Raw genomic sequence first — 26,877 nt, forward strand, 5'->3', positions numbered from 1 at the left:
CCCGGCCAACCGTGATAAGAGCAGCCATTTCTCGCAGCAAGATGAGTTAACAAGTCCGGAAAAGCCACCATCACCATGCCTGCCGCAAAGGCAGTTGCGGGGCAGGGGGAGGTAGCACCGCCGGAGAGCCGCCCGGCAGGACACTCCCCTGAGTATTGGAAGAGGATGGAACCGGGACGGTGCGCGATGTGAATGGATCAGAAGCAGGGGGCGGTGACGTACGAAAGATGCCTTGGCGAGCCTGCCCCGCCGACGGCAAAAGGGCTGCGCGGCCCTGCACACCTTTGGGGGCCGTCACATCCGCCCACCAGTTCCTGATCCGCTCCCACAGCGAGGGCTGAGTTCCTGGAGTCGCCGTGCCCCAGGCGGTCGTCCCAGGATAGGGAGGTGATGGCGCACCCGGCGCTGTTGCAGAAGGCCACCTAGGAGTGGCGATCTGACCTGACGGCCTCGGAATCGCCGTCCCCGAGGCGGTGGCCGGTGGATTCGTCGTTGAGGCCGCCCAACCGTCGGAGAATGTGTTTTGCGAAATCGGAGAGGGACTCCCCACCGTTCCAGAGGAAACGTTTGGTACACCTGTCGCCACGCCACTTGGGGCTCCTACCGCTGGTGTCTGGAGAGCGGGCGTCGCGGTATGCGGGGGCGGCACGAGCGTCGGCGAACTTCCGGATGGCGGCAGGGCATAAGGCACGGCATAGGCCGACCATCCCTGAGCGCTTTGAGACCCGCCACTAGAAATGGCGGACGATCCTCTCAAACTAGGAGCGGGTGCCACCGCGGCAGATCCACCCCCACTCCAAACGGAAGGCATCCCCGGCGAACCCGACCCGGCGATGATCGTGCCCGGCGGCACGGGGGTGTTGCCGACCCCGCTGGGCACGCTTGCCGACGTTTTCCCCCACAGCGAATTCCACCATCGCGCAAGCGGTGAGGGCTCGGCAGTTCGGTTGCGGCCGAAGAGGCGGGGCAGCGAGGTCCCCAGTAACGGTCGGGACTGCTCCTGAAGGGGAGGCACTGGCGCCGGCGTTCCGTAGGGATAGGGAACGACCGAGGGGGAATGCACCGTTCCCGACGGCATGGTCGACGGCGAAACGCCCGAGGTAAGAGGCACAGCATTCTGAGGGGCCGGGATCATGGCCGGCGGCAGCTCCACGCTTCCCGAGGAACCTGTCCCGAGCCGTGACTGGCCCGCTGCAGCGGATGATGCCCGGCCTGTGGACTGACCCTTGGCAAACCAGCCATCGGAACCGGCACTGGACGACGCCGACCCGCTGCGATTGTCTCCGACTCTGGGTTGAACCTCCGCGGACTGGAAAGTCCGGAAAGAATCTTTGCGGGCATCGGCAGATGAATTCCCCGCTTCCAGCTCGGCTTCGCTGGGGGCAAAGAGGATCGGCCCACCGTCGGAGGCCCATGCGCACGGCACACCAAACGGATGGGTCGCCACTAGCGAACCCAGCAGCAGGATTGCCAGCAAAACTGCGAAACAATGAACAGGTGATTTCTCTCTCCAACGCATGGTGCGCTTCTCGCCCGGGATGTGGCGAGCGAGCCGCTACCTCCCTGCGCGACTGGCTACCTTAAGTCGACAGGCCGTCACGTCCTTTCGGGGCCTTTCCCGGACGGCCAGAAATCGCCAACACACCGCCCTCTTGTGCGATCTCGGCGGAATGCCCCCACGAACTTGGAGCAAACGGCTGCCAGCACTCCAGCCGGTATCTCCCGATTAGCTTGCCCGGCCGGAAAAAGGAAACCCGGAGACGGCCACAGGTAGCACAGAGACGTCAAAAGGGTGATCGAGACGAGGGGGTAGAGTTCAATAGACGCCGTGGAATGTGTCCCTTGAAAAACCCGGATTCCACCTGGGCGGCGGAACTGGTAGGGGCAATTCATGAATTGCCCTTACAACGTCGGAGGGACGTGCTCGTCACGTCCGCTTTTCGGAGGGACCTGCTTGTCAGGTCCGATGAACACCGATTGAGGCCCTATCCCTCCAGACCGGGCACGACAAGCGTGTCCCTCCGAAAAAACTCCGGAGGGACGTGCTCGTCACGTCCGCCTCTCGGAGGTATCCGCTTGTCGGGTCCGTCGCTTAATGTCTGATCGTTCATCCCCCAATCACCGGGTACGGCAAGCGTGCCCCGCCGATCTTCCGGAGGGACTCGCTTGTCGGGTCCGTTTGTCAACGTTCGATCATCCATTGCCTTTCAGCGAGGACTAAAGTCCCGCGCCGAAAGCAGGGCTAAAGCCCCGCACTCCATGGAGTGCGGCGATTTATCGCCGCTTTTTGGTGAAGGCTTCAGCCTTCACCACCTTGCCGACGGGCAGGACAGAACCAGGACGACCAGTCGGGGTGGAATCCCAGCCAACAAACCGGCCATGTGTCGGAACTCATCGCGCCGCGCCGGCTCCCTGTGGCACCTAATCGACCGCTGCGATGTCCTGTTCCGTGATGGCCAGCACGTGAATTCGATTGCGGAGCGCCAGGTCCAGCACGCGATCGGGGTCCAGAAGGATCGTCTTTTCCGCCTCGATGGCCAGAACAGCCCCCCTGGCCGCGGCCATGACCTCCAGTGTGTTCGTGCCCACCGTGGGAACGTCGAAGCGCATGTCCTGGTGGGGTTTGGCCACCTTGACGACCGTGAATCCCCCCGAGCTGCACAACTCCCCTGCCCGGCGTATGCAGGCGTCAGTCCCTTCGATGGCCTCAACCGCCAGAACCGCCTGATTCTTGACGACCACCGTTTGGCCGATGTCGAGACGCCCCATTTCCTTGGCGACCCGCCAACCAAAAGCGATATCCTTCCATTCCGCCCGGGTGAGAGTGGCCGGCGTCAGCGGCCCTCTTTCCACGAGGACATCGGGCAAGTACGCCGTGGCCGGTCGGACGGTAATTCCGACCCGCTCGATTTCGTGGCACACGGTGGCCAGGAGCGTATCGTCCCGATTATCGCGAGAACGAAACAGAAAATGTGGCCCGAACGCACGCACGCCGCCCCAATCCGGAAAATGGTGGAGCCACATCCAGGGTCGAAAGAGTGTCACCTTGTGGATTTTCCCGGCCAGCGTGGCCTCTCGCACACCCCAGGTGCGGAGCAGTTGTAAAGACCGGCCCACCTGCCCGAGTCCGATCCACGCAAATCGTGTACACCATTGGGCCAGGGCCGGATCGGCATGGTCTCGCACTGCCAGGCAGCACACTTCGTGCCCGTGGGCCTGCAAATGCTGCGCGAGAATGAGGGGATACCGTCCCCACCCCGCAATGAGTCCGACCCGCATGGACCGCGTCTGGGAGACGGCCATGCCGTGCCCGTCGGCGGTACGGCGGATGGTGGCGGGTCCGCCCTCCATGGGTGACGTCTCCTTCACGCCGCTTCCTTGGACTGATCCAGACGGGCCACCAGTTGACGAAGAGTCTCCTGAATTTCTTTAAGCTGCCGCCGCATTTCGGGCAATTTGGCGAAGGCAGCCTGTTTGAGCATCTGTTCGCGTTCCGGGGTGGCAGGAATCCCCACGAATCGCGCGTGCGGAGGCACGTCATTGATGACGCCCGCCATGGCCCCCAGCACGGCTCCTTCTCCAATATGCACATGGTCACGGACACCGACCTGGCCGGCCATCACCACGTAGTCGCCGGTCGTTGTACTGCCGGCGATGCCCACCTGGGCGCAAATCAGATTGTGACGGCCAATGCGGCAGTTATGACCGATCATCACGAGATTATCGATTTTCGTTCCCTCGCCGATGGTCGTGGAACCGTAGGTACCGCGATCGATTGTGGTGTTGGCCCCGATCTCCACATCGTCGCCCAGGACGACATTCCCGTACTGGCTGGCAAGGACGTGCCTGCCATCTTCGCAGCAGTATCCGAACCCGTAAGCCCCCAGCACGGCCCCCGCGTGGATGATGCAGCGGTCTCCGACGATGGTATTTTCGTACAAGACCGCGTTGGGAAAGATCGTGACCTGACGTCCAATCTTACAGCCGGGCAGAATCCGCACGCCGGAATGAATTGTGGAACCTTCCCCAATCTCCACATCATCGCCGATGAAGGCGAAGGGATGGACTTCCACGTCTGGACCAAGCCGCGCGGTGGGGCTGACAATGGCTTGGGGATGAATTCCCTTCCGCTCGTTTTCCCGAGGGGGTCGAAAGAATCGGACGATGAGGCTGAAGGCCCGGTGGACGTCCTCCACCCGAATGATCGGGAAAGGCGCGGCCTCGACCTTGCGGGGAACCACGGCTGCGGCGATTTCGTTCGCGGAGACCTTGGATAACCGTTCCGGACGATCGATGAGGGTGATCTGGCGCGGACCGGCCTCCCCAAGCGGGGCAGCTCCTTCAATGACCAGATCTGCCGGCCCGACGAGATCCCCTCCAACGAGGGCGCTAAGTTCACCCAGGGTGGTCGGCATACGGCGTCCTTTCCGTTTTTTGCTCGGGTCGAATCGTTGTCTGCCGGGGCCTGTCGCCCATGCCGTCGAGTGTTTGATATGCTATCTCAAAGTCCCCTCGGCAGGCAAGATCAACTCATTCCGACATCCCCATTCTGCAAAAACCTGAGATGGCATGCGCGATATGTTTGGTATGGGCAATTCATGAATTGCCCCTACCGGTGAACCATTGTCCTTCCCGTTAACGAAAAACATGATTCGGAGGGGCACGCCTGTCGTGCCCGGTGAGGCGGAATGGACGATCCAACTTGGACGGCGGACCCGACAAGCGGGTCCCTCCGGCAAAAGGAATCGGAGGGGCACGCTCGTCGTGCCCGGTGATAAGCGATGGACGATCAAACGTTAATAGGCGGACCCGACAAGCAGGTCCCTCCGAAAGGCGGACGCGACAAGCACGTCCCTCCGACGTTGGGTAGGGGCAATTCATGAATTGCCCCTACCGTGCGTCGAACCAGTTGGCTGTCACATCATGCCGGGGTGCGGTCGCCTCTCTGGTATCTTTCCTAAATTGATCGATTCCCTCATAATGGATTTTTCTGCTTGCCGTCCGGTGGACTCTTTCGGTAGTCTGAGTGATCCAGGAAAGATTGGAAAACAAGAAAGTTGCGGTCTTCGGTGTCCGCCCACCCAAGCCGGGAACGGGTTTGAATCAGACACCCAACGAAGTTCTTGAGGTTTCAACCCAGCGAATATTTGTTGGAACATTAAGAGGAAAGCCATGAGCACAGGCGAGGCCAAGGTCTTCTGGCACGAACATGCCGTCACGCGCGAAGAGCGGGAAAAGCTGAACGGCCACAAGGGTTGCGTTCTCTGGTTTACCGGCCTGAGCGGCTCCGGAAAAAGCACGCTCGCTAACCTCGTCGACCATCGACTCTACTCGCTGGGATACCACAGTTTTGTCCTTGACGGCGATAACATCCGCCACGGTCTGAACGCCAGCCCCGCCATGCTGCGGGAACGGCATGGGGAAGAATTCGCCAAGCGCTTCGGGCTGGGATTTTCGCCCCAGGATCGCGAGGAGAACATCCGCCGGATTGGAGCCGTGGCCAAGCTCTTCTGCGAGGCGGGCATCATCGCCATCACCGCTTTTATCAGTCCCTACCGCATCGACCGCGACCGCGTCCGGGCTACCATGAAACCGGGAGATTTCATTGAGATCTTCGTGGATGCTCCTCTTGAGGTGTGCGAAGCGCGAGACCCCAAAGGGCTCTACAAAAAGGCGCGGGCTGGCGAGATCAAGGGCTTCACCGGCATCGACGATCCCTACGAACCGCCGCTCAACCCCGAAATCCATCTCGATGCCGCCCGACATTCCCCGGAGGAACTGGCCGACATCGTCCTCGACTACCTGAAAACCCACGGCATCATCCCCGCCAGTAAGTAAATCCCAAAACGACCGGGCTATCGCAGGTGGCGTCCACCGGCGGCCGATTCATGCCGTAAGTCACGTCGAAGTAACAAGATCCATCCGACCGATTTCGGCCTTGATTCCATTCGATCCGGAAAGTAGGATTGCGTTAAACTTCCTTCCCGCAGGTGCCTTCTCTCTCCATCCTGCCGAGAAGGGCGAGTTGCCCTGAGCCTTCGATTCGAACTTTCCGAAGCGCGGTGGCACTCTGTACATCTCCATCTGGGGTTGTTTTTTAGAGGGTAACGCACGGCTATGGAAAAACTTTTGCCCATCCTCATGTTGATCGGTTCCAACATTTTCATGACGTACGCCTGGTACGGACACCTTAAAGATCTCAAGAATGCCCCCATTTTCCTGGCCATAGTTGCGAGCTGGGCGGTGGCATTCTTCGAGTACTGCCTGCAAGTGCCGGCGAATCGCATCGGAAGCCGGTATTATTCGCTACCGGAACTGAAAGTCATGCAGGAGGTGATCACGATGGCCGTTTTCGCGGCCTTTTCCACCTTCTATATGCGGCAACCTGTCAACTGGAACTACGCGATCGCAGGGGTCTGCCTGGTGGTCGCGGCGTTCTTCATGTTCCGGGGAATCACTCACGGCGCGTGATCCGAAGACGAGTTTTCCCGCTGTGATCGATTCGCCTCGCCAATCCGCAGTCCGCGGTGGATGGGGGCTTCCTTTTACCATGGGTTTTCCGGTTCAAAGTCAACCGTGGCGGGGGTCTGTCCGCGACCAAGGACAGCGACGAACACCTCCTGGGCACCCGCTTCGAGAAGGACTTTCGCCGCTTCGTGACAGGTGGCGCCCGTCGTGAGAACATCATCCACCAACAGAACCCGGCGGCCCGCCAACCGGGGATGAATGGCCCGCGAACGAGCTCCTTGTTTTGCTGTCCGCTCGGGGGTGGATTCCTCTTTGAGCGGGTCTCTTTTTTGACGGAACGTCACCCAACCGGAACGCCGGTCGCGCGTGCGCTTCGCCACAATCCGGTCCCAGAACGTGGACACCACTGAGAACGCCCCGCGAACGTTTTTCCATCGCTGGGCCGGTTTGAGAGAGGATTGCGGAAGGGTCGGCCGCGTGCGGCGGAGAAGATGTTTCTCGCAAGGAAGCCTCAGAAAAGTCGCCAGGACGTCGGCGAGCACCTCTGGGCTGTTCATGTGTCGATGCCGTTTGCGACGCCTGTGCATGGGAATGGGAACAACACAGTCCGGTGCCAACGCGCGGAGTTGTGCTCCTCTCTGGCACCAGAACACACGGGCCATGGCTCGGGCGAGACGTTCTCCCTGAGGCAGTTTCATCGCCGTGATGACGTTGCGGAGCGGGCCCCAGTATGGTCCCAGTGACACAGTCCTTGAAAAGGCAAACTTCTCGCGGTGACACCAGGAGCAGCCGTTAGGAAGCAAGTTCTCCGTGTCGGCCTTCCCTCCGCATCGTGGACATGCCTTCCATGCCGGAAAAGACAACTGGGCAAGACAGGCCGGGCAAAGCAGATTGCTCGCTCCCCGCCGCGGTGGCCGTCCGCCTTCCCAAAGGGCTTCATATAGGCGATCCGGATAGGCATGGACATGCCCCTCGAAAACCCGATCCCAGCCTGGAGGATCCCCATCCCAGAAGACCGGCTGACCACACGCCGCACACAACGGGGGATAAAGGAGATTCAGAAACGACATGGCAGCGGGAAGCCCAAACGGGGTGGCGGAGGGGAATTACCCCAGGACGGGTCGCACTTGATTGCAATCACAACTCACGCCGCTTTTTTCACAGTCACCGTCCTACTTTACAAGACAGGGCCAGTCAGAGGGAGTTCCGGGGCATGCCGAACGTTCTCGGACAAATAAACCCTTCCGAGCACAGGACGCCAATGTCCGTTTCCTCGTCGAATTAAGATTAATTGTTTCAGCCCATTCTTTCGGACTCCACCGCAGACAGCCAATTCTCGATTCTGGCGGCACCCGCACAAAACGCGTTTAGAAAAGACTTGACGAAGATGAATGATACCGTCAAAGTCAACGTTTTTATCTTCGAAATAAGACACATAGCGCTTGACAGAAGGATTTGCTGTCTGTAATATGGTCGGGGCGTGGGAAGTGCGAAGCCAGGAAGGTAGGTGGGTCCAAGTTTCCGCGTTGCATTCTCTAGTCATGTGAGTCGAGGAGGTGTGCGATGCAGCGTAAGGCCTTTACTCTCGTCGAGTTGCTCGTGGTAATTGCGATCATCGGTATCTTGATCGCCCTTCTGCTTCCTGCAGTCCAAGCTGCGCGGGAGGCCGCGCGACGAAGCGACTGCTCGAATCATCTCAAACAACTCGGTCTAGCCCTGCATAATTACCACGATGTGCACAAGGTTTTCTGCGCGTTCAATGCCGGAACGACAGGGTGCGCATGGCCAAACCACTACGACTGCAATTACGGTTATATGGTAGGGTGGGTCTCGCTTCTTCCGTACTACGAGGAAACGGCGCGCTGGCAACAAGTATCGTCTCCGATGACGGTGAATGGGCAGTACTATCCGGCCTTTGGCCCTTATGCTTATGAAGACTCCGGCCGTGGTTGGCCGCCAATTCAAGGACAGATATCCCTATTGTTATGCCCCTCCGATGGGCCCGCGCACCAGTTACCCGCCCCAACCCGCCAGGGTTTTACCAATTACCATTTGAGCTTCGGGGATAAGATCTATAACAACTATTTGGCTACAAACCCCCGGTCGCCTTTCGGACGCCTTACCTGGAAGGGGTTTCAGGATATCACCGATGGTTCTTCCAACACGATCGCAGCTTCCGAGGCACTGGTGGGAGCTGTAGCCAACCGTCAACGGTTTGTCAAAGGTGGCGTGGCTGCGAACCAAAGCGGTCTAAGCCAAAGTCCAATCACATGTTACACGCGAGTTGACCCCAATGATCGAAGCCTCCTTACTGGAACGGTATGGGCGACACGGGGCCGTTATTGGGCTGAAGGTCATGCCCATGTTCAGGGCATCACCACGGTGCTGCCTCCCAATGCCCCCTCTTGCGCTTGTGGCGAAGCGCAGTATTGCTACTGGGGCGTCTACCCGCCAAACAGCAATCATCCCGGCGGGGTCAATGTGTTGATGTGCGATGCCTCCGTGCGATTCGTGAGTGATACGATTGATACGGGAAACCTTGCAGCCCCGGAACCCGATGGCATCAACGGATTCGTGCAAATGAAAAGCCCTTATGGCGTATGGGGTGCCCTGGGGTCCATGGCATCTGGGGAGACCATTCCCAGTTTCTAATCAGCTCGTGGCGATCGCCCGCGACCGAGCCCGAAACACTGAGCACGACAAGTGCCCGCTCCATCATTTCAGACTTCAGCAGGTGGTTGCATGACTCAGACAGGTGTGCCGGGTTCACACCGGGTTACATTGATTCCGGCGGCTTGATCTCAGTGCGAAACCCGTGCTGATCGTCACGCCCGCGCGACCACGGAAAGAAACCCGGGATTTTGATCGCAAGAGGGAGCATGGAACATGTCCAACCGATCGGTTAAAACGACTGCCATTCTGCTAGGCCTGCTGATCGCATTTGCAAATCTGCCAGGGTGCGGTAAAAAGTCTCACTTCCCGCTGGTTAAAACGACCGGCCGGCTTGTGTATAAGGGGCAGCCTGTCGCGGATGCTTCTGTCATGCTTTCTCCACTGGAAGGGCAGCGGGCAGCCGTGGGAAAAACTGATGCCCAAGGCCGATTTGAGCTGACAACCATGAACCCCAGAGACGGAGCGATGCCGGGAAAATATAAAATCGTAATTACCAAAGCCGCTGCCGTTGAGGCCGCCGCCGATGCTGCAGAAATGCCGGACATCACAAAAGAGCAATCCTTGGCCAAGCCCGCCCCAGCGGCAATTCCGGCAAAATATTCTAACCCTAACACGACACCTTTAGAATGTACGATCCCGCAATCGGGCCGGCATGATCTCGGTGTGCTTGAGTTGACAGATTAATCAACTGTTGCAAAGGCAAACGGCCTCGAGTAGTTGGCTTTTCCCTAACGGGTCGACGTCGTTGCAGGGGGAATTTCCCCGGGGCCCAAGCCGCGTTCGTCCCGCCATGGGATGTCCTTAACCGATTGGATGTGCTCCTCCAGTAATCGCACCATCTCCTCGTACAGTTCAGGACGGGTTGTCCGCAAATCCTGTTTCTCGTAGGGATCCGCTGCCAGGTCATAGAGTTCATCCGGCGGCTGCTTACCCTTTTGCGGTGCAGGCCGGATGAGCTTGTAATCCCCGCGCCGGGCGGCGTAGCTAAAGACACCTCCCTCCAGGCGAACCCAAAACAGGTCCCGCGATGGCAAGCGATTCTTTTCTCCTTTCCAGATCGGCAGCAGCGTCACACCGGTGCGTCCTTCCGGCACAACCGCACCGGCGGCATCGAGAATGCTGGCGAACAGGTCCATGGTGATGGCCACCGCGTCACTCTGGCTCCCCGGCGCTATCCGGCCGGGCCAGCGAACCACCATCGGCACTCGAATACCGCCTTCATACATCGTCCCTTTGCCGGAGCGATAGGGGCCGTTACGAGCACCCACATCAAGCTGGCCGCCGTTGTCGCTGGTGAAAATGACAAGCGTTTCCTCGGCAAGACCGGATCTGTCCAAAGTATTCAGCACCTCGCCAATACCCCAGTCCATGTGTTCAATGAGGGCTGCTAATTTGGCCCGTCGTTCTGGAGCATCAGGATGTCGTTGACGGTAACGCTGGAGCCACTCGTCCGGCGGCTGGATCGGCACATGGGGGGCATTGTAGGCAAGGTAGAGGAAGAACGGTTGGCCCCGCCGAGCTGAATCCGCGCGGGAATCGATGTACTCACAGGCCCAGCGGGTAAAAAGGTCCGTGGCATGCCCGGCCGGATCGATCTCAGTTTCGTTTTCCCGCATGTAGTTGATTCCGTGACGGCGATGGTTGAAATAGTCGTCCATCATGTCGCCCAGGAAGCCGTGAAAATAGGCGAATCCCCGGGCAGTAGGGATGTTGGGACGATCCAAGCCCAAATGCCACTTTCCCACCAGCGCCGTGTGATACCCAGCCTGCGCGAGAAACGCCGGAAGCAGTTCCACCTGCGGATTGAGATAACCCCAGGAATTGTTGCTGTGCGTGCGGATGACCCCCGGCACGCCCACCGCATCGGGATAGCAGCCAGTCAGCAGCGAAGCCCGGGTGGGCGAACACACAGGGCAATTGGCGTAAAAATTGATCATCCGCATGCCTTCCCGTGCAAGGCGGTCCACGTGAGGCGTTTCCAGGTCCGGAGCCCCAAAGCACCCCAGATCACCCCAGCCCAAATCATCCGCCAGAATGACAACCACGTTGGGACGCCCTTTCGACTCCGCCCAGAGACTGCCATTGCCGAGAATGCATCCCCACACAAAAAACGCGATCGCCGCAATTCGCATGCATTTGATCATGGCTGCATTCCTCTGCGGGAAAGGTCCAGGGAATTCCTGACGATTGTGAAATCGAGATTCCCACCCCACGCGATTCACCAAGTCGAACACGAGACTGGCCGCCCGGGCTGCATTCCGGTCTCAGCTCTGAAGGCCATGCCGTACCCTTCGACTGCAACACGGCATGCAGCTCCGACGACGTTAAGATTGTAACGATTTTCCGTCTTGCATCAGCCGCCCTGTCCCGCTAGAGTATTTCCGGCATAAACCACAATGGGGGGTTGAGTTTCATCGCCCGAGCAGGGATACTTTTGTGGTTGTGGGCAGGATTTGGCTAATTGGGGCAAGCGATCGCGGCCGATTTGAAGGTGAAGTGGGGCGTTCCATCTGGGCAAGCAGTGGAAGGAACACGTTCCCGGATGCGTCAGACGGGCGGGAGGGTCACAAGCCAGGCAACGACAGAAGAAGGAATACAGAAGGGCCATGTCGGAGAATCCGTCCGCATCAGCAGTTTCTCAGGCGCAGGGCGCGAATAGCTGGGAAAATTTGACCAAGCGTCCCAAACGGGGGGTACCTGCCGGTCTCTGGCTGCGGTGCCCTGGTTGCGGTGCCACGGTCTTCCGAAAAGATGTGGAGAAGCTTCTCGGCGTCTGTCCGGAGTGCGACTACCACTGGTATGTATCGGCCCGGGAACGCATCCGCCAGCTTCTCGATGAGGGCACGTTCGAGGAATGGTTTGCCGATCTCGAACCGTGCGACCCTATCGAATTTGTGGATAAAATGCCCTATCGGGAACGTCTTCGCCGTGAGCAGGAACGCACTGGCCTGCGCGATGCGGCCGTCGTGGGCACAGGGATGATTCGGGCGCGCCGGGTGGCCATCGGCGTGACGGATTCCGCCTTCATGATGGGAAGCATGGGCTCCGTCGTGGGGGAGAAACTCACGCGGCTTATCGAACGGGCCCAGGAGGAACAGCTCCCTCTTATCATTGTCTCCGGCTCCGGTGGGGGAGCTCGCATGCAGGAGGGAGTTTTCTCCCTCATGCAGATGGCCAAGGTTTCCGCAGCTCTTGCCCGGTTCGACGCCGCCGGCGGTTTGTATATCTCCGTTCTGACAAATCCCACAATGGGTGGCGTGGCGGCCAGTTTTGCCTCGCTGGGAGACGTCGTCATCGCTGAGCCCAAGGCCCTGATCGGTTTTGCTGGCCCGCGCACGATTATGGCCACCATCCGTATCGAGTTGCCGAAGGGCTTTCAAACCAGCGAATTTCTGCTGGAGCATGGCTTTATCGATCGGATTGTTCGTCGGCCGGAGCTCAAATCCGAACTCGCCCGCATTATCGACTACTGCGGCAAATAGTGTCCTCTCCCACCCGACCAACTGAGTGCCGCTGAACGGCTTGGCCGGCTTTCTGAACCGGCTATGTCCGCCCCGCGAAATGATTGCGCTGGCCTAACCACTCAGCGGGATTGCCGTTGTTTCCTACCGGAAAAGTCGCTATCCTTTACGCAGAAATCGGCGGTGAACGACCGTACCGCTCGCCCTGCAGGACGGCGTGTTTCCTGCTGTCTGCTTCGATTCGGCTTCAGAAAGTACAACCCTTGTGCTTCTTCTGGGGCTTTCCAGGATGTTCCCAATCCATCCTTCGGGGAATCGAAAAAAGGAGTGACCACCACCATGCCCACCGTGACACGGATGACATTGCCCGCGGCTTTCGCCACTCTGTTTCTCTTCGCATCAAACTTCGCCTGGGCACAAAAGTGGGCGGAGGCCATGTTTGACCACACCAGCCACAATTTTGGAATGGTCGCCCGGGGTGCCAAGGTCGAACACGTTTTTCCCCTCAAGAACATCTATGTGGAGGATGTCCACATCGCTTCCGTGCGCACCTCCTGCGGATGCACTCAGCCCCGCATCACCAAAGACACGCTCAAGACGTTTGAAACCGGCGCCATCGTTGCCACGGTGGATACACGGGGTTTTCTGGGCCGAAAAGACGCCACCATCACGGTGACGTTCGACAAGCCCTTTCCGGCCGAGGTGCAATTGCACACTTACGTGTACATCCGCAGCGACGTCGTGTTTGATCCGGGAGTCGTCCTCTTCAATGCCGTGCCGCAGGGCTCCGCTGCCGAGCGCACCGTCAAGCTCCTCTACGCAGGGCGGAGTGACTGGCAGATTGTCAAGGCTGTCCCCAGCGCCGATTTCCTCGATGTGCAAATCAATCAGACGGGACGTGGTGCCGGTGAGGTGAGTTACCAGTTAGTGGTCACGCTCAAACCGAATGCGCCGGCGGGATATCTCCAGGAACAAATCGAACTTTTGACCAACGACACTCTGGAAGAAGCCAGACGGCTCGTGCTGCCGGTGGAGGGTTCGGTCGTGCCCCAGGTCACCGTTCAGCCGGCCCAGCTCGCCCTGGGAACGCTGTCGCCTGGACAAACGGTCGCGAAAAACCTCGTCGTTCAAGCGCGGATTCCCTTCCGAGTGGTGGGACTTCAGGTTCCCGACAAACGATTCAGCTTTGTCCTACCCGACACGGAAAAGAGCGTCCAGGTCATTCCCGTGACCTTTACGGCCGATCAAACGGCGGGCCCCATCCGCGGGGAAATCGTCATCGAGACGAACCTGTCGGGCTACGAACAACTCAAGGTCCCTGTGCTTGGCACAATCAAGGCCAACGGGCAATAGCACCGCGTCCTGACTGCGTTGTTCTCTGGCGGACCGGACGAGTCCCGTGGCCTGTTCCTGACGCTTGCCGACACGACCAAAATAGAATCGTCCCGCGCACTGGGTGACGCATCGCGCGATGCGTCAGGTTCGATTTTCCATTATCAGGCCGCAGCAATGGGCAAGCGTCAATCGGCTCAACAGAACGTTCAAATCGATCTGAGAATCGGGACGTCCGGCTGGACTTACGATGATTGGAGCGGCAAGTTCTACCCCGAGGATATAAAAGGTCCGGCCCGACTGGAGTTTTACGCCACCCAGTTTAACGCGGTGGAAATCAACGCCACCTTCTATCGCCTCCCCACCGCCTCGATGGTCACCGGCTGGAACCGTCGGATGCCCCCCGACTTCCATGTGGCTGTGAAGGGATCCCGACGCATCACGCATCTGAAGCGGCTGCAGGATTGCCAGGCTGAACTGCGGGAATTCATCGGGCGGGTGGCACCTCTCCAGCAACTGAGGGTGATTCTCTGGCAGCTTCCCCCCTCGTTTCGGCCAGATTTGCCTTGTTTGGAAAGTTTTTTCGCTCTTCTCAGAGATGAAGCCGCCGCGATACCCCATGTCCGGCATGCGATGGAATTCCGCCATGCCTCGTGGTGGGATGCGGAAGCCGAAAAGCTCCTCCGCCACCATCAAATCCCCTTTGTCGCTGTGAGCCATCCCCGCTTGCCGGACAGCATCATTTCCACCACGGATTTCCTTTATCTGCGGTTCCACGGGCTGGGGCGCCAGCTTTATCGTTATGACTACTCGCCCGAGGAGCTGCAACCGTGGGTCGAACGCGTCGTTGCGGCGATCAGGACTTCCTCCGTCCGCACCGTGTACGCCTTCTTCAACAACGATTACGATGCCCACGCCGTGGAGAACGCCCGCGTTTTTCGGGACCTTCTCGCCCAGGCCTTGAAAGAAAAATGACGTCTGACCAAGCCATCGGTCCGGGCAATTCAAGAATGGCCCCCACAACATCGGAGGGACCCGCCTGTCGGGTCCGCCGTCCAAGCTTGGATTGTCCACTCCGCGTCACCGCACTCCATGGAGTGCGGGGCTTTAGCCCCGCTCTCTACGCGGAACTTCAGTCCCCGGTAAACACCAATGGTTGATCCAACGCCAAACGGCGGACCCGACAAGCAGGTCCCTCCGAGAAAAACGGACGTGACAAGCACGTCCCTCCGAGAAATCGTTCGGAGGGGCACGCTTGTCGTGCCCGGTGAAAGGCCAATGGGTTATCGATCCGTGTTGATTGGCCCCGACGAGCGGGTCCTTTCGAAAGGCCCCTCCCGCCTGGCGTTCACCCCTCTCAAGACCTCGCCGAGGTTCAAGCGACTTTCCCAAGGCGGAGCCAAGGTGGGGACGGGTCAATTGGCCCGTGGGCTTGACGTCCGCATCTGCGGGGAGCAAAGTAAAAGAGTTCTCCGGCAAATGAGTGGCTGACACGGTCCACAGCCGCGGTTCTTTTTCTGTGATTGGTTCCATCCTGGTTTTGGCCAGGCAAAACGTTGCGACCTTGCCCGGGAGTACCGACAGATTGTGCGGGACGGCTCCCACCAGCATCCACCAGAAAGGAGAGACGCTCCATGATGCGGGGAAATGCGATTGTCGGTCAGAGCGGTGGCCCGACGGCCGTCATCAACGCCAGTCTTTGTGGCGTCATCGAAGCCTGCCGACAGTATCCGGAGATCGAACGCTGCTTGGGCATGCGATTCGGCGTCCAGGGCTTTCTGGAAAGCGACGTCATCGACCTCTATCAGGAAGCCCCCGAAACAATCGAAGCCCTCAAACGAACACCCAGCTCCGCCCTGGGAAGCTGTCGCTACAAACTCCGGGATGAGGATTTCCCTCGCCTGCTGGAGCAACTCCAGCGCTTCAACATCCGGTATGTGTTCCTCATCGGCGGGAACGACACGATGGACACCATCCATCGTCTGGAAGAGTTCTGCCGCAAGCAGAACTATCCGATGCTCGGCGTGGGCATTCCCAAGACGGTCGATAATGACCTGTTTGGAACCGACCACACGCCCGGCTACGGCAGCGCCGCACGGTACGTGGCCATCTCGGTGCGGCAGGCGGGCATGCTGGCGCGGGACATGCGCCGCGTCGATCAGTTCGTCATTTTCCAGACGGTTGGTCGTTCCGCGGGCTGGCTGGCAGCGGCCTCTGCCCTCGCCAAATCGGCAGAAGACGATGCCCCCCACATCATCCTGGTCCCGGAACGCCCCTTCGATCGCGATAAATTCCTCGCCGACGTCAAGCGCGTCTACGACAAATTCGGTTGGTGCAGCGTCGTCTGCGGGGAGGGAATCACCTATCCCGATGGCCGCCCGGTCAGCCAGGCCACCGTCACTGACCAGTTCTCCAACGTTGAATTCGGCGCCATGGGGGGCACCAGTGCCGCCATGATGCTCCATCGCATGATCAGCCAGACCTACGGCTGGCGGGGCGAGTTCCAGGTGTGCGAATCTCTCCAAATGTGCGCGGCAGATCGCGTCAGCGAAATCGATCTCGAGGAAGCCTATGCCTGCGGCAGGGAAGCGGTGCGACTGGCCTCCGAAGGTGTCAGCGGCATGATGGTCTCCATCCGTCGGGAATCGAGTCAACCCTATCGCTATCGGCTGGATACCGTCCCGCTGGCCGAGGTCGCCATCAAGGCCAAACCAATGCCCGATGAGTTCATCAGCGCCGAAGGCAACTACGTCACGGAAGCGTTCCTCGAATACGCACGTCCCCTGGTGGGCCCCCTGCCCGAATATGTTCGCCTCAAAGGCTACAAAGTCGGGGCGTAAATCGGCGGATCATGCCGACCCATTTCCCCGGTCGGTGCGTCCCTGAAGAAAATCGGTCGTGCTTTGCACCCGAGCCGCCCGTCGATATCCTGAGAAAATAGCGAGGGGCATGTTATCGACATTCCCCAGCGGGAAATTTCTCCCGCGCGGGGTTTATTCTTAGAAAGATAACGTCAGGACAGATTCCCCCTGGCATTGATCATCCGGCACCCGGGAGTGATTGGCAACGCGACAAAGGTGACAGGTATGGAACTTAAGTTGATTACAAAGCAACAGGCCCAGCCACCGTTTTATGTGGGAGTCGATTTGGGGGGCACAAACATCAAGGCGGGCGTCACCGATGACCGGGGACAGGTGCTGTGGGTCGGGCAGGAACCCACCCTCGTTGAACGCGGCCCGGAAGATGGAGCACGCCGCATCGGCGCCCTCATCCGCCGTGCCATCCAGGAGGCAGGTCTGCGACCCGAGGAAGTCGCCGGCGTTGGCCTCGGCTCCCCAGGCACCATGGACATCCCCGGTGGACGCCTCATGGTCCCCGCCAATCTCAAGGGCTGGGAGTACTTCCCCATCCGCGACCGCGTCAGCGAACACTGTGGCATGCCCGTCACCTTCGCCAACGATGCCACCGCCGCCGCTTTCGGTGAGAAATGGGTGGGAGCGGGACAACGCTTCCACAGCTTGATCCTCCTCACCCTGGGCACAGGAATCGGATGCGGGATCATTGTCGGCGATCTCCTCCTGGACGGCGAGCACAGCCACGGCGGTGAATACGGACACACCGTTATCGACTGCCGCCCCGACGCGCGGAGTTGCTCCTGCGGCCGTCGCGGACACTTCGAGGCCTACGCCAGCGCCACCGCCGTGACCAAACGCGCCCAGGAGGCCCTCGCCGCAGGACGCGTCAGCATGCTTTCCCGCCGACTCGCCGAAGGTGCCAAGCTCGAACCGAAACTCATCGCCGAAATGGCCGAGGCCGGAGATGAACTCTCCCGCCAGCTCATCCTCGAAACCGCCGAATACCTCGGCATCGGCATCGTCAACCTCATGCACACTATCGACCCCAACGGCATCCTCATCGGGGGCGCCATGACCTTTGGCGGGAAAGAAAGTCGCATCGGCCGGATCTTCCTGGAACGCGTCAAACAGGAGGTCTTTCTCCGTGCTTACCCGGCTGTCGGAGATACCACCGAAATCGACTTCGCCACGCTCGGCGGCAACGCCGGATTCATCGGTGCGGCGGGCATCGCCCGTCTGGAAAAACTCAAAAAATCCTGAATTCCACCGCAGCACAGCCGCTTTCATGGAAGAGTGAATCGGGAGGTGTCATCCACGTGGGGGAAAAAACTTCAGAAACATCCGCCACCGCCAGTCCTTCCGCCTCGCCGGACCTCATCCGGCGCGAGATCGCCACCGAAACCAAACTGCTCGTCGTCAAGGTGGGGACCCGCGTCGTCACTCACCCCGATGGGCGACTCAACCAGGAACGCATCGCCCAGCTCGCCGAGGAAATTCACGCCGTTCGCGCCACCGGCCGAAAAGTCGCCCTCGTCAGTTCCGGTGCGGTGGGGGCGGGCGTGGGACGGCTCGGCCTGCCCGGGCGACCCACCAACCTGGCCGACCTCCAGGCCGTCGCCGCCATCGGCCAAAGCCTCCTCATGCAGGCCTACGACGAACATTTCCGAAACCATGGGGACATCGTCGGCCAGATTCTCCTCACCGCCGACGTCATCGAAAATCGCACCAGCTATCTCAATGCCCGCAACACCCTCCTCGCCCTGCTCAATCGCTTCGATGCCGTCCCCATCATCAACGAAAACGACACCGTCGCCGTGGAGGAGTTGCGCATGACCTTCGGCGATAACGATCGACTCGCAGCCCTCGTCACCAACCTCCTCCAGGCCGACCTCCTCGTCCTCCTCTCCGATGTGGAAGGCCTTTTCTCCGGCGACCCCAGCGACCCCCAATCTCAGCTCATCCCCCTCGTCCGCAAAATCGACGATTCGGTGTTCGCCCTCGTCCGCGACAAAAAAACCGGCCTCAGCAAGGGAGGCATGGAAAGCAAGCTCCGGGCCGCGCAAATCGTCACCACCGCCGGCGCTAACGCCATCATCGCCTCCGGCAAGCAGCCCGGCGCACTGAAAAAAATCATCGCCGGCGAACCGGTGGGTACGCTCTTTTTCGCCCAGGGCGCCACCGTCAAGGCCCGCAAACGGTGGTTCGGGCTGAGCATTCAGCCCCGCGGCCGCATCATCGTCGATGCCGGAGCCCGCCAGGCCATCGAAAAACGCGGCAAGAGCCTTTTGCCCGCTGGAGTCGTCGATGTTGTCGGCCAGTTCCACAAGGGCGACCTGGTCTCCCTCTGTGATTGTGACGGATGCGAATTCGCCCGAGGGTTGACCAACTACTCGGCCGAGGACATCCGCCGGATCAGGGGCCTGCGGACCCGACAGATTGCCCAGGTCCTTGGCTGGCTTCCCTACGAGGAGATCATCCACCGGGATAACCTGTTGGTGACCCGCTCCGCTTGAAGTGGGGAGCCGGGGCGGCCATGCCTACCCAGGGGGGCTTGCCGTGGCCACATGCTGGGGAATGTGTCTCAAGGGTAGCATCCCCACCAGCTGGTTATTCGATGCCATTCTTGGAGCGGGCTTGACAGATTTTTGGGGCTCTTGTACGCTTAGTTGCAGTCGATCTCCAGGGATTTTCGCACGACCGGCGATCGACTGCAAAACAGGGGGTGGAGGGAGGGTGGAAAGCCCGGAAAATATCGGCTTTCCGGGGAGGGTCTTAATCGAACCAAGTTGGGATTGAAACGCGGACTGGATCGACGTGATTTTCCGGATCTGCGATGGTCTTAATCGAACCAAGTTGGGATTGAAACTACAGCGTCGGCAATGGTCTCTGTGTTCACCGTCATAGTCTTAATCGAACCAAGTTGGGATTGAAACTGAAGATGTTCGCCTCAATGTAACTTCTGAAGCACGGATAGTCTTAATCGAACCAAGTTGGGATTGAAACTGCTGAATCCTGAGTTTCAGGAACGCTTGAAGGCGTTTATGTCTTAATCGAACCAAGTTGGGATTGAAACAGCGGAGAAGGGCGAGCTGGCAGGTCACGTCCTTGAGGTCTTAATCGAACCAAGTTGGGATTGAAACCGGGCGGGGCCACGGCCGCTTGGGCCTCGTGGCGTGAGGTCTTAATCGAACCAAGTTGGGATTGAAACCAAGATGCGTGCTTCACTTGTAACGTTCAGTTTAACGTCTTAATCGAACCAAGTTGGGATTGAAACTATCCTTATCTTTTCGTTATCATTGTGTGTTTCTCTCTCTTGTCTTAATCGAACCAAGTTGGGATTGAAACCACACAAAAGGTCACTCGGAAGGTTTTTGGCGGTCGAGTCTTAATCGAACCAAGTTGGGATTGAAACGGGTGCTTTGTTGGGGTTCCCGGAGCGGGGAAGACGACGTCTTAATCGAACCAAGTTGGGATTGAAACCCGGGAAAAAGCTAATCGATAATGTTGTCAAAATTGAAGAGTCTTAATCGAACCAAGTTGGGATTGAAACCCAGTTGATCGGCCTCTTTGAGGACCTTGCGATAGAGGTCTTAATCGAACCAAGTTGGGATTGAAACGCAGATCTGCTCATCACTTACTCCATCCCGTTTCAACTGGTCTTAATCGAACCAAGTTGGGATTGAAACATGGGCGGGGCGTACACCCGCCCACGGGGGGGCGGCGTCTTAATCGAACCAAGTTGGGATTGAAAGCGTGTTGTCCCGCGGGCACTGTCAACAGCCCGGTTCAGTCTTAATCGAACCAAGTTGGGATTGAAACGAATTAAAAGCGAGTGGCGAGTAGCGAGTTGCGAGTAGTATTCCTGGAGCACGTCAAACGGAAGAGTACACCGCCTGTTAGTCGTGTGTCATCACCTAGCTTGGAACTGAAAAGAGAAAACAATCGCGTTTGCGGAAACAATCGGCGGTCTACTGAAAAACCAATTGTCCACCTTCACCACTCGCTATTCGCCATTCGCTATTCGCCAAAACAAATGGAACCAAGTTGGGATTGAAACGAATAAAGGGGCGAATGGCGAATAGTGAATAGCGAATGGTAAGCGTCGCGGCCGGGAAAGAATAACGTCGGGCAGAGATTCATGGCAGGCGGGCGCTCGGTCTTTCTGGGCCAACCTGCCGTTTTAACGCGATTCGAACTCGTCTTCCAAGTTCACGGTAGGGGCCATTCATGAAATTCCCCCAGATTGTCGGAGGGACCTGCTTGTCAGGTCCGCTTAGCCGCCTGGATCATCCATCCCTTCTCGTCGGGCACGACAAGCGTGCCCCTCCGAAAAAAGTTCGGAGGGACCCACCTGTTGGGTCGGCGATTTGAGGTTCGATGATCGATCGGTGTTTTACCGCGGACTAAAGTCCCGCGTGGAAAGCGGGGCTGAAGCCCCGCACTCCATGGAGTGCGGCGATTCATCGCCGCTTTTCGGTGAAGGCTTCAGCCTTCATCCACCTTGGCAATTTCAGATGTTTTGCCGGGAGCACGAGAAGCGTTTGCGAACGATTTGTCGGAGGGACCTGCTTGTCAGGTCCGCTTAGCCGCCTGGATCATCCATCCCTTCTCGTCGGGCACGACAAGCGTGCCATCCCGAAAAGATTTCGGAGGGACCCGCCTGTTGGGTCGGCGATGTGAGGTTCGATGATCGATCGGTGTTTTACCGCGGACTAAAGTTCCGCGATGAAAGCGGGGCTAAAGCCCCGCACTCCATGGAGTGCGGCGATTCATCGCCGCTTTTCGGTGAAGGCTTCAGCCTTCACCGGGCTGGCCGACGTCTGGGCGGTCCACAGCGAAAAAATCTTGCAATGGAGGACTTTTTTGGTAAACTCAAGATGGGCCCGGCAGTAAAGTTCACAAATGGGGTGGGGTGGTAGCAAAGCGGAGCTCTCGTCATGAAAAGAAGGGTCAGGCTCGTCTGGTTCGCTCTGGCGGCAGGTATTGCCCTGATTGCCGGCTTTGCACAGTCAGGCTGTTTCACCAGGACGGCAAGCAAACCCCGGGAAGAATCGACGATCAAGGTTCTGGGACTCCTTTATGGCCAATACATGGGCCAGCACATGGGCAAGGCCCCACCCAGTGAGCAGGCCTTCCGCGAGTTCGTGCAGAAGCAAACGGCGTTTCTCCAGCAATTCCACGTTGAGAATGTGGACGAACTCTTTCGATCGGCACGGGATGGGGAGCCCTACACGGTGGTCTACGGGGATCTCTCCCAAGCGGGCCAGCTTCTGGGGGCCCCTGTCATCGCCTGGGAAAAGAAAGGTGTCAACGGACGCCGTTATGTGGTCAACACTCTGGGAAGCGTAAAGGAGGTGACCGACGAGGAATTCGCGAAACTGGGCCGCCCGTCGTAAGGGCCCGGGACCTTTCGGCCATGCGTGGCTTGCGAGTGGGTGACCCGCGGAAGCGGCAAAGGGAAAATTCCCGGGTTTGCGTGATCGGCGAGTGTCTTTTCTGAACCAGAACGGTGGAGAGGAGGTGACGCCATGTCTCGGAGACAGTCCCAACACCCCAAGGGCTTCACCCTCGTCGAGCTGCTGGTCGTGATCGCCATCATTGGGATTTTGATCGCCCTGTTGTTACCGGCAGTTCAGGCAGCGCGGGAAGCCGCGCGGAGAAGTCAGTGCAGTAACAATCTCAAGCAAATTGGGTTGGCGCTGCACAATTTCCATGACGTGCGGAGGACGTTTCCCACAGGGGGCACCCACCCCTGGCCACCCTACGCGGGAGAAGAGGAATACGAATGGCGGCCGGCGAACGGGGCCCCCTTTGGCCCGGACAAACAGGGGATGGGCTGGATGTACCAGATCCTCGATTACATCGAACAGTCGGCCGTCCTGCAGATCACCGATTGGAACAGAGTTCGCGAGACGGTCATCGTGACGTACAAATGTCCGTCGCGTGGCGGCATCCGCAAACAGGGCAATCGGTTCCTCAATGATTACGCGGCCGCGGTTCCCGGCACGGATTTTTGGAACGGGGAAACGTGGAACGTTCCGCAGGGGCGTCGCTATCGCGGCGTGATTGTGCGGACCAACTGGCGGCAGTTCGGGACGCATGACTGGCGACCCGCCGATTCGACGCAGCCCATCTCCATGTCGGACATCCTCGACGGGACGAGTCACACCTTCGTGGTGGGGGAAAAACGCCTTTTCACGCGGAACTGGGACTCCGGCGACTGGCACGACGACTGCGGCTGGGCTGATGGGTGGGATCCGGATACTCTGCGGCTAACAGGATTTGGGCAGGATCACACGGGCTTCGGTCCCGACGACACCGCCATTGATGGTGACGACGCCGACGCCGACAAGGATGACGACCCGGGATATCACTTTGGTGGCGCGCATCCCGGCGGCATGAATGGGCTGTTTGTTGATGGGACTGTTCGGTTCATCTCGTGGACCATCGATCGCCAGATATTCGACTGGCTTGCCGATCGCATGGACCGGAACAACACGCCGGGCTGGTGACTCGTCACGACAAGCAACGATCGCTGTCCTGCAAGCGGCCCATGTGGCGGGACCGTATGCCGGGAAAAGGCTTTCTGGCCCAGGCGTCGGGGGCTCTTACGCCGGGTGGCATGCTCAGTCGAAGTCCAGCCACTCCGCCGTCGAAGGCGGCTTAGGCCCTTGTCGGTGGAATGGGTTTGTGTCCTCGGAATGCTGCTGCGGCGGGGGATTGAGGTTCAAATCCGCGAGGGAGGCTTCCCGGACTTGGGGAGCAACCTCTTGCGGCCCGGGGTGATCGCCCGCCATTGCAGCGGTTTGCGACTCCCTCCGACAATCGCGCGGTCCTGAGACGGAACCAACGAGGAACAATTGTTTTCGGCCGACGAGAGCCACCCGCCGCCCACGCACCAGATTGAGAAACTCTTCGCCACCGACCTGAGCGACAAATCGACCGAGAGGGAGGGTCAAGCGCTGGGGCGGAAGAATCCACAACTCGGGACAGCGGCCCAGACCCCGCAACCGCTTTCTGAGGCTGTGGAACACTTCCTTTGATGCCCCTGGCCCCGTGGGAAGGAGAGTCACCTGGACGACACCCCACCGCAGAAGCTCGCTCCACCGTTCAGGCGGCACGCGGTCGAAGCGGACGCCGAAGGCCACCACCGGATGGACGCCGTGCGACCGCAGGGCCAGCGCGTCGAGAAGCCGCTCCACCGCCAGGACATGGGGCGGCCGGGCACCCGCCAGCACTTCCACCCCGAAAAGGCCCAATGTCTCCTGCCAAGGATGACGGAAAAGCCAGCCGGGCGTGAGCTGTCGGAGCGGCCGGGCCCACAACGTGACCAGCTCGCCTGCCGCATTATGAATGGGACCGATCAGGCTGTTCTCAAGGCGTCGATCTTTCAACCAGTACTCCAGCGTCTGCCGGTCGCTGCGTCCTGTCTTGCGATAAGCCTGGAAACATTCCTCCAGCGATCCAATGACGCCGATCGCCAAGTGGCCCACATTCTCCCACTTTACCCCGGCGCTTATCAGAAATGCCTTGGCAGCCAAGGCGAGTTCCTCCTCTTGTGTCAGCAGTTTCTGCCGGGCAAAAGTGAGAAGCCACTCGGCGGCACGGCGCTTGGCGGCATCAAGCTCGCGCTCCGCCACCGCCAGTAATTCAGGAACGGGTACCGTGAGAGGCGTTGTGGGGTCCGGTGGCTCGCCCGGGCTTTGAGCCGCGGGGGAACTGTCTGTCGCGTTGGTGCCGGTTGGCACCGGGGTGGTTGATCCTTCGGCGGAGGTTGTGTCATTCTGTTTTGCAGGGTTGGCTTTCTGCCGGGGACGCCGTGGACTCATAGGGGTCTCCTCATCATCCGTTGTTGATGGCACTTCTCGTCAACCGGCGTGAAAACAACCGGAAAAGAGCCTCTTCCGTAGCTGGCCATGGCACATCAACCGGCCCCATGGGCGACCTCGCCAAATTTTTCCACCTGATAGACCCAAATTTTTGCATCCGGCTGGCGCCACGTCTTGCTGGGAAGACCGGCCTTCTGGCAGAGCCGATCGAGAAACTCTTCAGGATCGGGAAGTTCTTCCCAGACCTGGGGGAGAAAGGTGGCTCGTGCTCCCCGCCATTGAAAGATCACGCCATCCACGCCTGGCCGCAGCTTCTGCAGCAGTTCCTCGGGAGACCTGAATTCGAGCGGTTGCGGCGGAGAAAGCACGCTGATTTCCACCGTGAGGTCCGCCAGTTCCCAATCTTCCAGGGGCAAAAACCGCGGATCCCGGGCGGCATTGCGGGCATTTTCCATCACCGCGAGGTACAGCGGCTGATCCGCCGTCAAGGTTCCAATACAACCCCGCAGGGCACCCCGCCGCCGCAACGTGACGAAGCACGCCCAGGGTTCGCGAAGCCGTGGCGGCACCGCTTTGCTATCCACGACGGGGAGCCGACCGTCCTGCACGAAGCGCCGCAAGGTGGCCCACGCCAGATCCAGCAGGAAACGTTTTTCCTCCGCTGTGAGATTGGGGAGATGGGCCAATCCTCCCGACGGGGCTTCCGCCGTCCCCTCGCCTGCGATTTCTGTATCCTGTTGAGGGGACGCATCCGGCTCGGTTTCCTCGGTGTTTTCTTCTACCTCCGGCCCGCGCGGTGCAACGCCTCCACAAAATGCCATCGCCCCGTAGCCGACCACGGCTGATTTGTCCCCGGATGTGTCTCCACTATTGCGATAGTCGAGGAGGACGGGCTCCCAGTGGTAGGCCCGCGCCAAATGGAGGGCCACGAGCACCCCTGTGCTGCCACAGGGGCTCAATTCCGGCTCGTAGCGAAGGCCTTCCAGGTAATCAAAATCGAAGCGGACGATGGCATCCAGCGTCCGTCGATCCACGTCGCAGGCGAGACGATACGGCTGATAATGGGAAAGATCAGTGCTCACCACGAGGAGCGTCTGATCGTCGAGGATGGTGGCCAAGGCCTCCGCCGCTTCGCGGGGATCCACTTTTCCGAAGACAATCGGGACAATTTCGAAATCGGACAGAACGGTCTGGAGAAAAGGGAGCTGGACTTCCAGGGAGTGCTCGTAAGTGTGGGGTGTGGCGCCAGAGGCACAAGCTCCCCAACCACCCGGTGGACGGACCCGCGCTGGCGGGTCAAAGGCAAACGGCGGATGCTGAGCGAGGATGGCGGCCTTGTTGGAAAGCGGCACCTCTCCCAGCGGAGTTTGAAAAGCGTCCACATCGGGGATGGCAGCGCCCTCGAAGTAGGCGTAATGGGAGGGACCGAGAAGCACCACCGTGGCGTATTTGCGACCGGCAATCTGTTTGTACGCGACGCCCGCCACCGGTCCCGAATAAGGATAGCCCGCATGGGGCACAACCAACCCCCGAATGGGCACCTGCGGATCCACGACGAGAGGAGCCCCGGCAAGATATTGTTGAATGGTAGCCGAGAGGCGGTCAGGGCGGCCGGGGTAGAATGTCCCAGCAACGGCGGCCGGCCGAATCCGATCGGAAAGGTGTGCGTTCACGGCAGAAGACCTGACTCCCATTCGCAAGGACCAGGCGACCGTCCCTTCATAAGACCATCCGCACTCCCCAAACCGTCGCCCGTTCTGCGAAGACTTTCTGGCCCCCACGCGGACGTTTCCGGTTCGCCCAGGTGCTCGTTTTCATTCTACCCGTTTCCCGCGAGAGCGCTTATCCCGCAAACTGGGGGAGACAAAGTCAAGCGCAGGTGGAGTGGCGAATCGGCGGCTCCCTTCTCGGTTTCGGTCAGGGCGAGACGCAAGAAAAGATCGCGGGGTTTCCTCCACGGGCGAACCGGCCCGAATTGTGCGCGGAGCCAAGCCCGGGGTCTCTGCACGAGACCTAAATTGGAAACGGAGATGCATTCCCCAAGGTTGCACCTTGCCTCTTTGCTGAAAAGCCCGACAATGCGATGATGAAGGGGAAGTGTCACGTTGGAAGCGAGAGCGTCATTCTCGGGGTGTTTTCGCAGCGGGTTGGACATCGTCGATTCGAAAGGAGGCAGCAGCCCGACGAGAGATCCCCAGCGACGCCATTTTTCCCGCCTGTTCCGCTTGACTCTTTGCGAGTTTTTGCTCATTGAATGAA

At 59.4% G+C, this 26,877-nt stretch carries 19 protein-coding genes and 1 CRISPR repeat array; of the genes, 12 read left to right on the forward strand and 7 right to left on the reverse strand.

The genetic code is table 11. The annotated features are described in order from the left end of the window. Positions 1-70: 70 nt before the first annotated feature. From THTE_RS17780 to lpxD, 3 genes are all read right to left on the reverse strand, one after another. Positions 71-1,519 (reverse strand): hypothetical protein, encoded by a 1,449-nt coding sequence (locus THTE_RS17780; protein WP_157731551.1) that lies wholly within the window; start codon positions 1,517-1,519, stop codon positions 71-73. A 902-nt stretch (positions 1,520-2,421) separates the two neighbouring features. After that, positions 2,422-3,351 (reverse strand): LpxI family protein, encoded by a 930-nt coding sequence (locus tag THTE_RS00295; protein ID WP_237260174.1) that lies wholly within the window; start codon positions 3,349-3,351, stop codon positions 2,422-2,424. Positions 3,352-3,365: 14 nt separating this feature from the next. After that, positions 3,366-4,415, reverse strand: coding sequence for a UDP-3-O-(3-hydroxymyristoyl)glucosamine N-acyltransferase (lpxD, locus tag THTE_RS00300; RefSeq protein ID WP_095413549.1), 1,050 nt, complete (start codon positions 4,413-4,415; stop codon positions 3,366-3,368). 757 nt (positions 4,416-5,172) lie between these two features. Between lpxD and cysC the strand changes: the two genes are divergently transcribed. Together cysC and THTE_RS00310 are read left to right on the forward strand one after the other, a co-directional pair. Further along, positions 5,173-5,838, forward strand: coding sequence for an adenylyl-sulfate kinase (cysC, locus tag THTE_RS00305; protein WP_095413550.1), 666 nt, complete (start codon positions 5,173-5,175; stop codon positions 5,836-5,838). Between the two features lie 279 nt (positions 5,839-6,117). After that, on the forward strand, positions 6,118-6,471 hold the full coding sequence (locus THTE_RS00310; protein ID WP_095413551.1) for a DMT family protein: 354 nt from the start codon (positions 6,118-6,120) through the stop codon (positions 6,469-6,471). Positions 6,472-6,545: 74 nt separating this feature from the next. Here the strand turns inward: THTE_RS00310 and THTE_RS18240 are convergent, their stop codons facing one another. Then, on the reverse strand, positions 6,546-7,538 hold the full coding sequence (locus tag THTE_RS18240; protein WP_207651740.1) for a ComF family protein: 993 nt from the start codon (positions 7,536-7,538) through the stop codon (positions 6,546-6,548). 493 nt (positions 7,539-8,031) lie between these two features. Between THTE_RS18240 and THTE_RS00320 the strand changes: the two genes are divergently transcribed. Then, on the forward strand, positions 8,032-9,120 hold the full coding sequence (locus THTE_RS00320; protein WP_095416707.1) for a DUF1559 domain-containing protein: 1,089 nt from the start codon (positions 8,032-8,034) through the stop codon (positions 9,118-9,120). Positions 9,121-9,354: 234 nt separating this feature from the next. Beyond that, entirely contained in the window at positions 9,355-9,825 is a 471-nt protein-coding gene (locus tag THTE_RS00325) for a carboxypeptidase-like regulatory domain-containing protein (protein WP_095413552.1), read from the forward strand. A gap of 44 nt (positions 9,826-9,869) precedes the next feature. Here THTE_RS00325 and THTE_RS00330 read toward each other — a convergent pair whose 3' ends face one another. Beyond that, positions 9,870-11,285: a sulfatase family protein gene (locus tag THTE_RS00330; RefSeq protein ID WP_237260175.1), complete on the reverse strand. Its 1,416-nt coding sequence runs from the start codon at positions 11,283-11,285 to the stop codon at positions 9,870-9,872. 462 nt (positions 11,286-11,747) lie between these two features. Between THTE_RS00330 and accD the strand changes: the two genes are divergently transcribed. From accD to THTE_RS00380, 8 genes are all read left to right on the forward strand, one after another. Further along, entirely contained in the window at positions 11,748-12,623 is an 876-nt protein-coding gene (gene accD / locus THTE_RS00335; protein ID WP_095413553.1) for an acetyl-CoA carboxylase, carboxyltransferase subunit beta, read from the forward strand. A 318-nt stretch (positions 12,624-12,941) separates the two neighbouring features. Further along, on the forward strand, positions 12,942-13,955 hold the full coding sequence (locus tag THTE_RS00340; RefSeq protein ID WP_157731552.1) for a DUF1573 domain-containing protein: 1,014 nt from the start codon (positions 12,942-12,944) through the stop codon (positions 13,953-13,955). Between the two features lie 156 nt (positions 13,956-14,111). Beyond that, positions 14,112-14,909, forward strand: coding sequence for a DUF72 domain-containing protein (locus THTE_RS00345; protein WP_095413555.1), 798 nt, complete (start codon positions 14,112-14,114; stop codon positions 14,907-14,909). A 659-nt stretch (positions 14,910-15,568) separates the two neighbouring features. After that, entirely contained in the window at positions 15,569-16,774 is a 1,206-nt protein-coding gene (locus THTE_RS00355; protein WP_207651741.1) for a 6-phosphofructokinase, read from the forward strand. A gap of 246 nt (positions 16,775-17,020) precedes the next feature. Continuing rightward, positions 17,021-18,049 carry an ROK family protein gene (locus THTE_RS00360; RefSeq protein ID WP_095413557.1) on the forward strand — a complete coding sequence of 343 codons (1,029 nt, stop codon included), beginning with the start codon at positions 17,021-17,023 and terminating at the stop codon, positions 18,047-18,049. 56 nt (positions 18,050-18,105) lie between these two features. Continuing rightward, positions 18,106-19,302: a glutamate 5-kinase gene (proB, locus tag THTE_RS00365; protein ID WP_095413558.1), complete on the forward strand. Its 1,197-nt coding sequence runs from the start codon at positions 18,106-18,108 to the stop codon at positions 19,300-19,302. Positions 19,303-19,558: 256 nt separating this feature from the next. Beyond that, positions 19,559-20,608: direct repeats of the CRISPR family, unit length 30 nt; unit sequence GTCTTAATCGAACCAAGTTGGGATTGAAAC. 1,118 nt (positions 20,609-21,726) lie between these two features. Next, complete coding sequence (locus THTE_RS00375; RefSeq protein WP_095413560.1) at positions 21,727-22,185, forward strand: hypothetical protein; 459 nt, start codon at positions 21,727-21,729, stop codon at positions 22,183-22,185. Between the two features lie 132 nt (positions 22,186-22,317). Continuing rightward, positions 22,318-23,301, forward strand: coding sequence for a DUF1559 domain-containing protein (locus tag THTE_RS00380; protein ID WP_095416710.1), 984 nt, complete (start codon positions 22,318-22,320; stop codon positions 23,299-23,301). A 114-nt stretch (positions 23,302-23,415) separates the two neighbouring features. On the opposite strand, the gene THTE_RS00385 is transcribed toward THTE_RS00380, so the two are convergent. Both THTE_RS00385 and amrB read right to left on the reverse strand, forming a co-directional pair. After that, positions 23,416-24,618, reverse strand: coding sequence for a hypothetical protein (locus tag THTE_RS00385; RefSeq protein WP_095413561.1), 1,203 nt, complete (start codon positions 24,616-24,618; stop codon positions 23,416-23,418). Positions 24,619-24,713: 95 nt separating this feature from the next. Further along, the gene (gene amrB / locus THTE_RS18155; RefSeq protein ID WP_168175761.1) at positions 24,714-26,291 is read right to left on the reverse strand and encodes an AmmeMemoRadiSam system protein B; all 1,578 of its coding nucleotides are present in this window, start codon (positions 26,289-26,291) and stop codon (positions 24,714-24,716) included. Between the last annotated feature and the right edge of the window lie 586 nt (positions 26,292-26,877).

The organism is Thermogutta terrifontis, from assembly GCF_002277955.1.
In the GTDB taxonomy this organism is placed as follows: domain Bacteria; phylum Planctomycetota; class Planctomycetia; order Pirellulales; family Thermoguttaceae; genus Thermogutta; species Thermogutta terrifontis.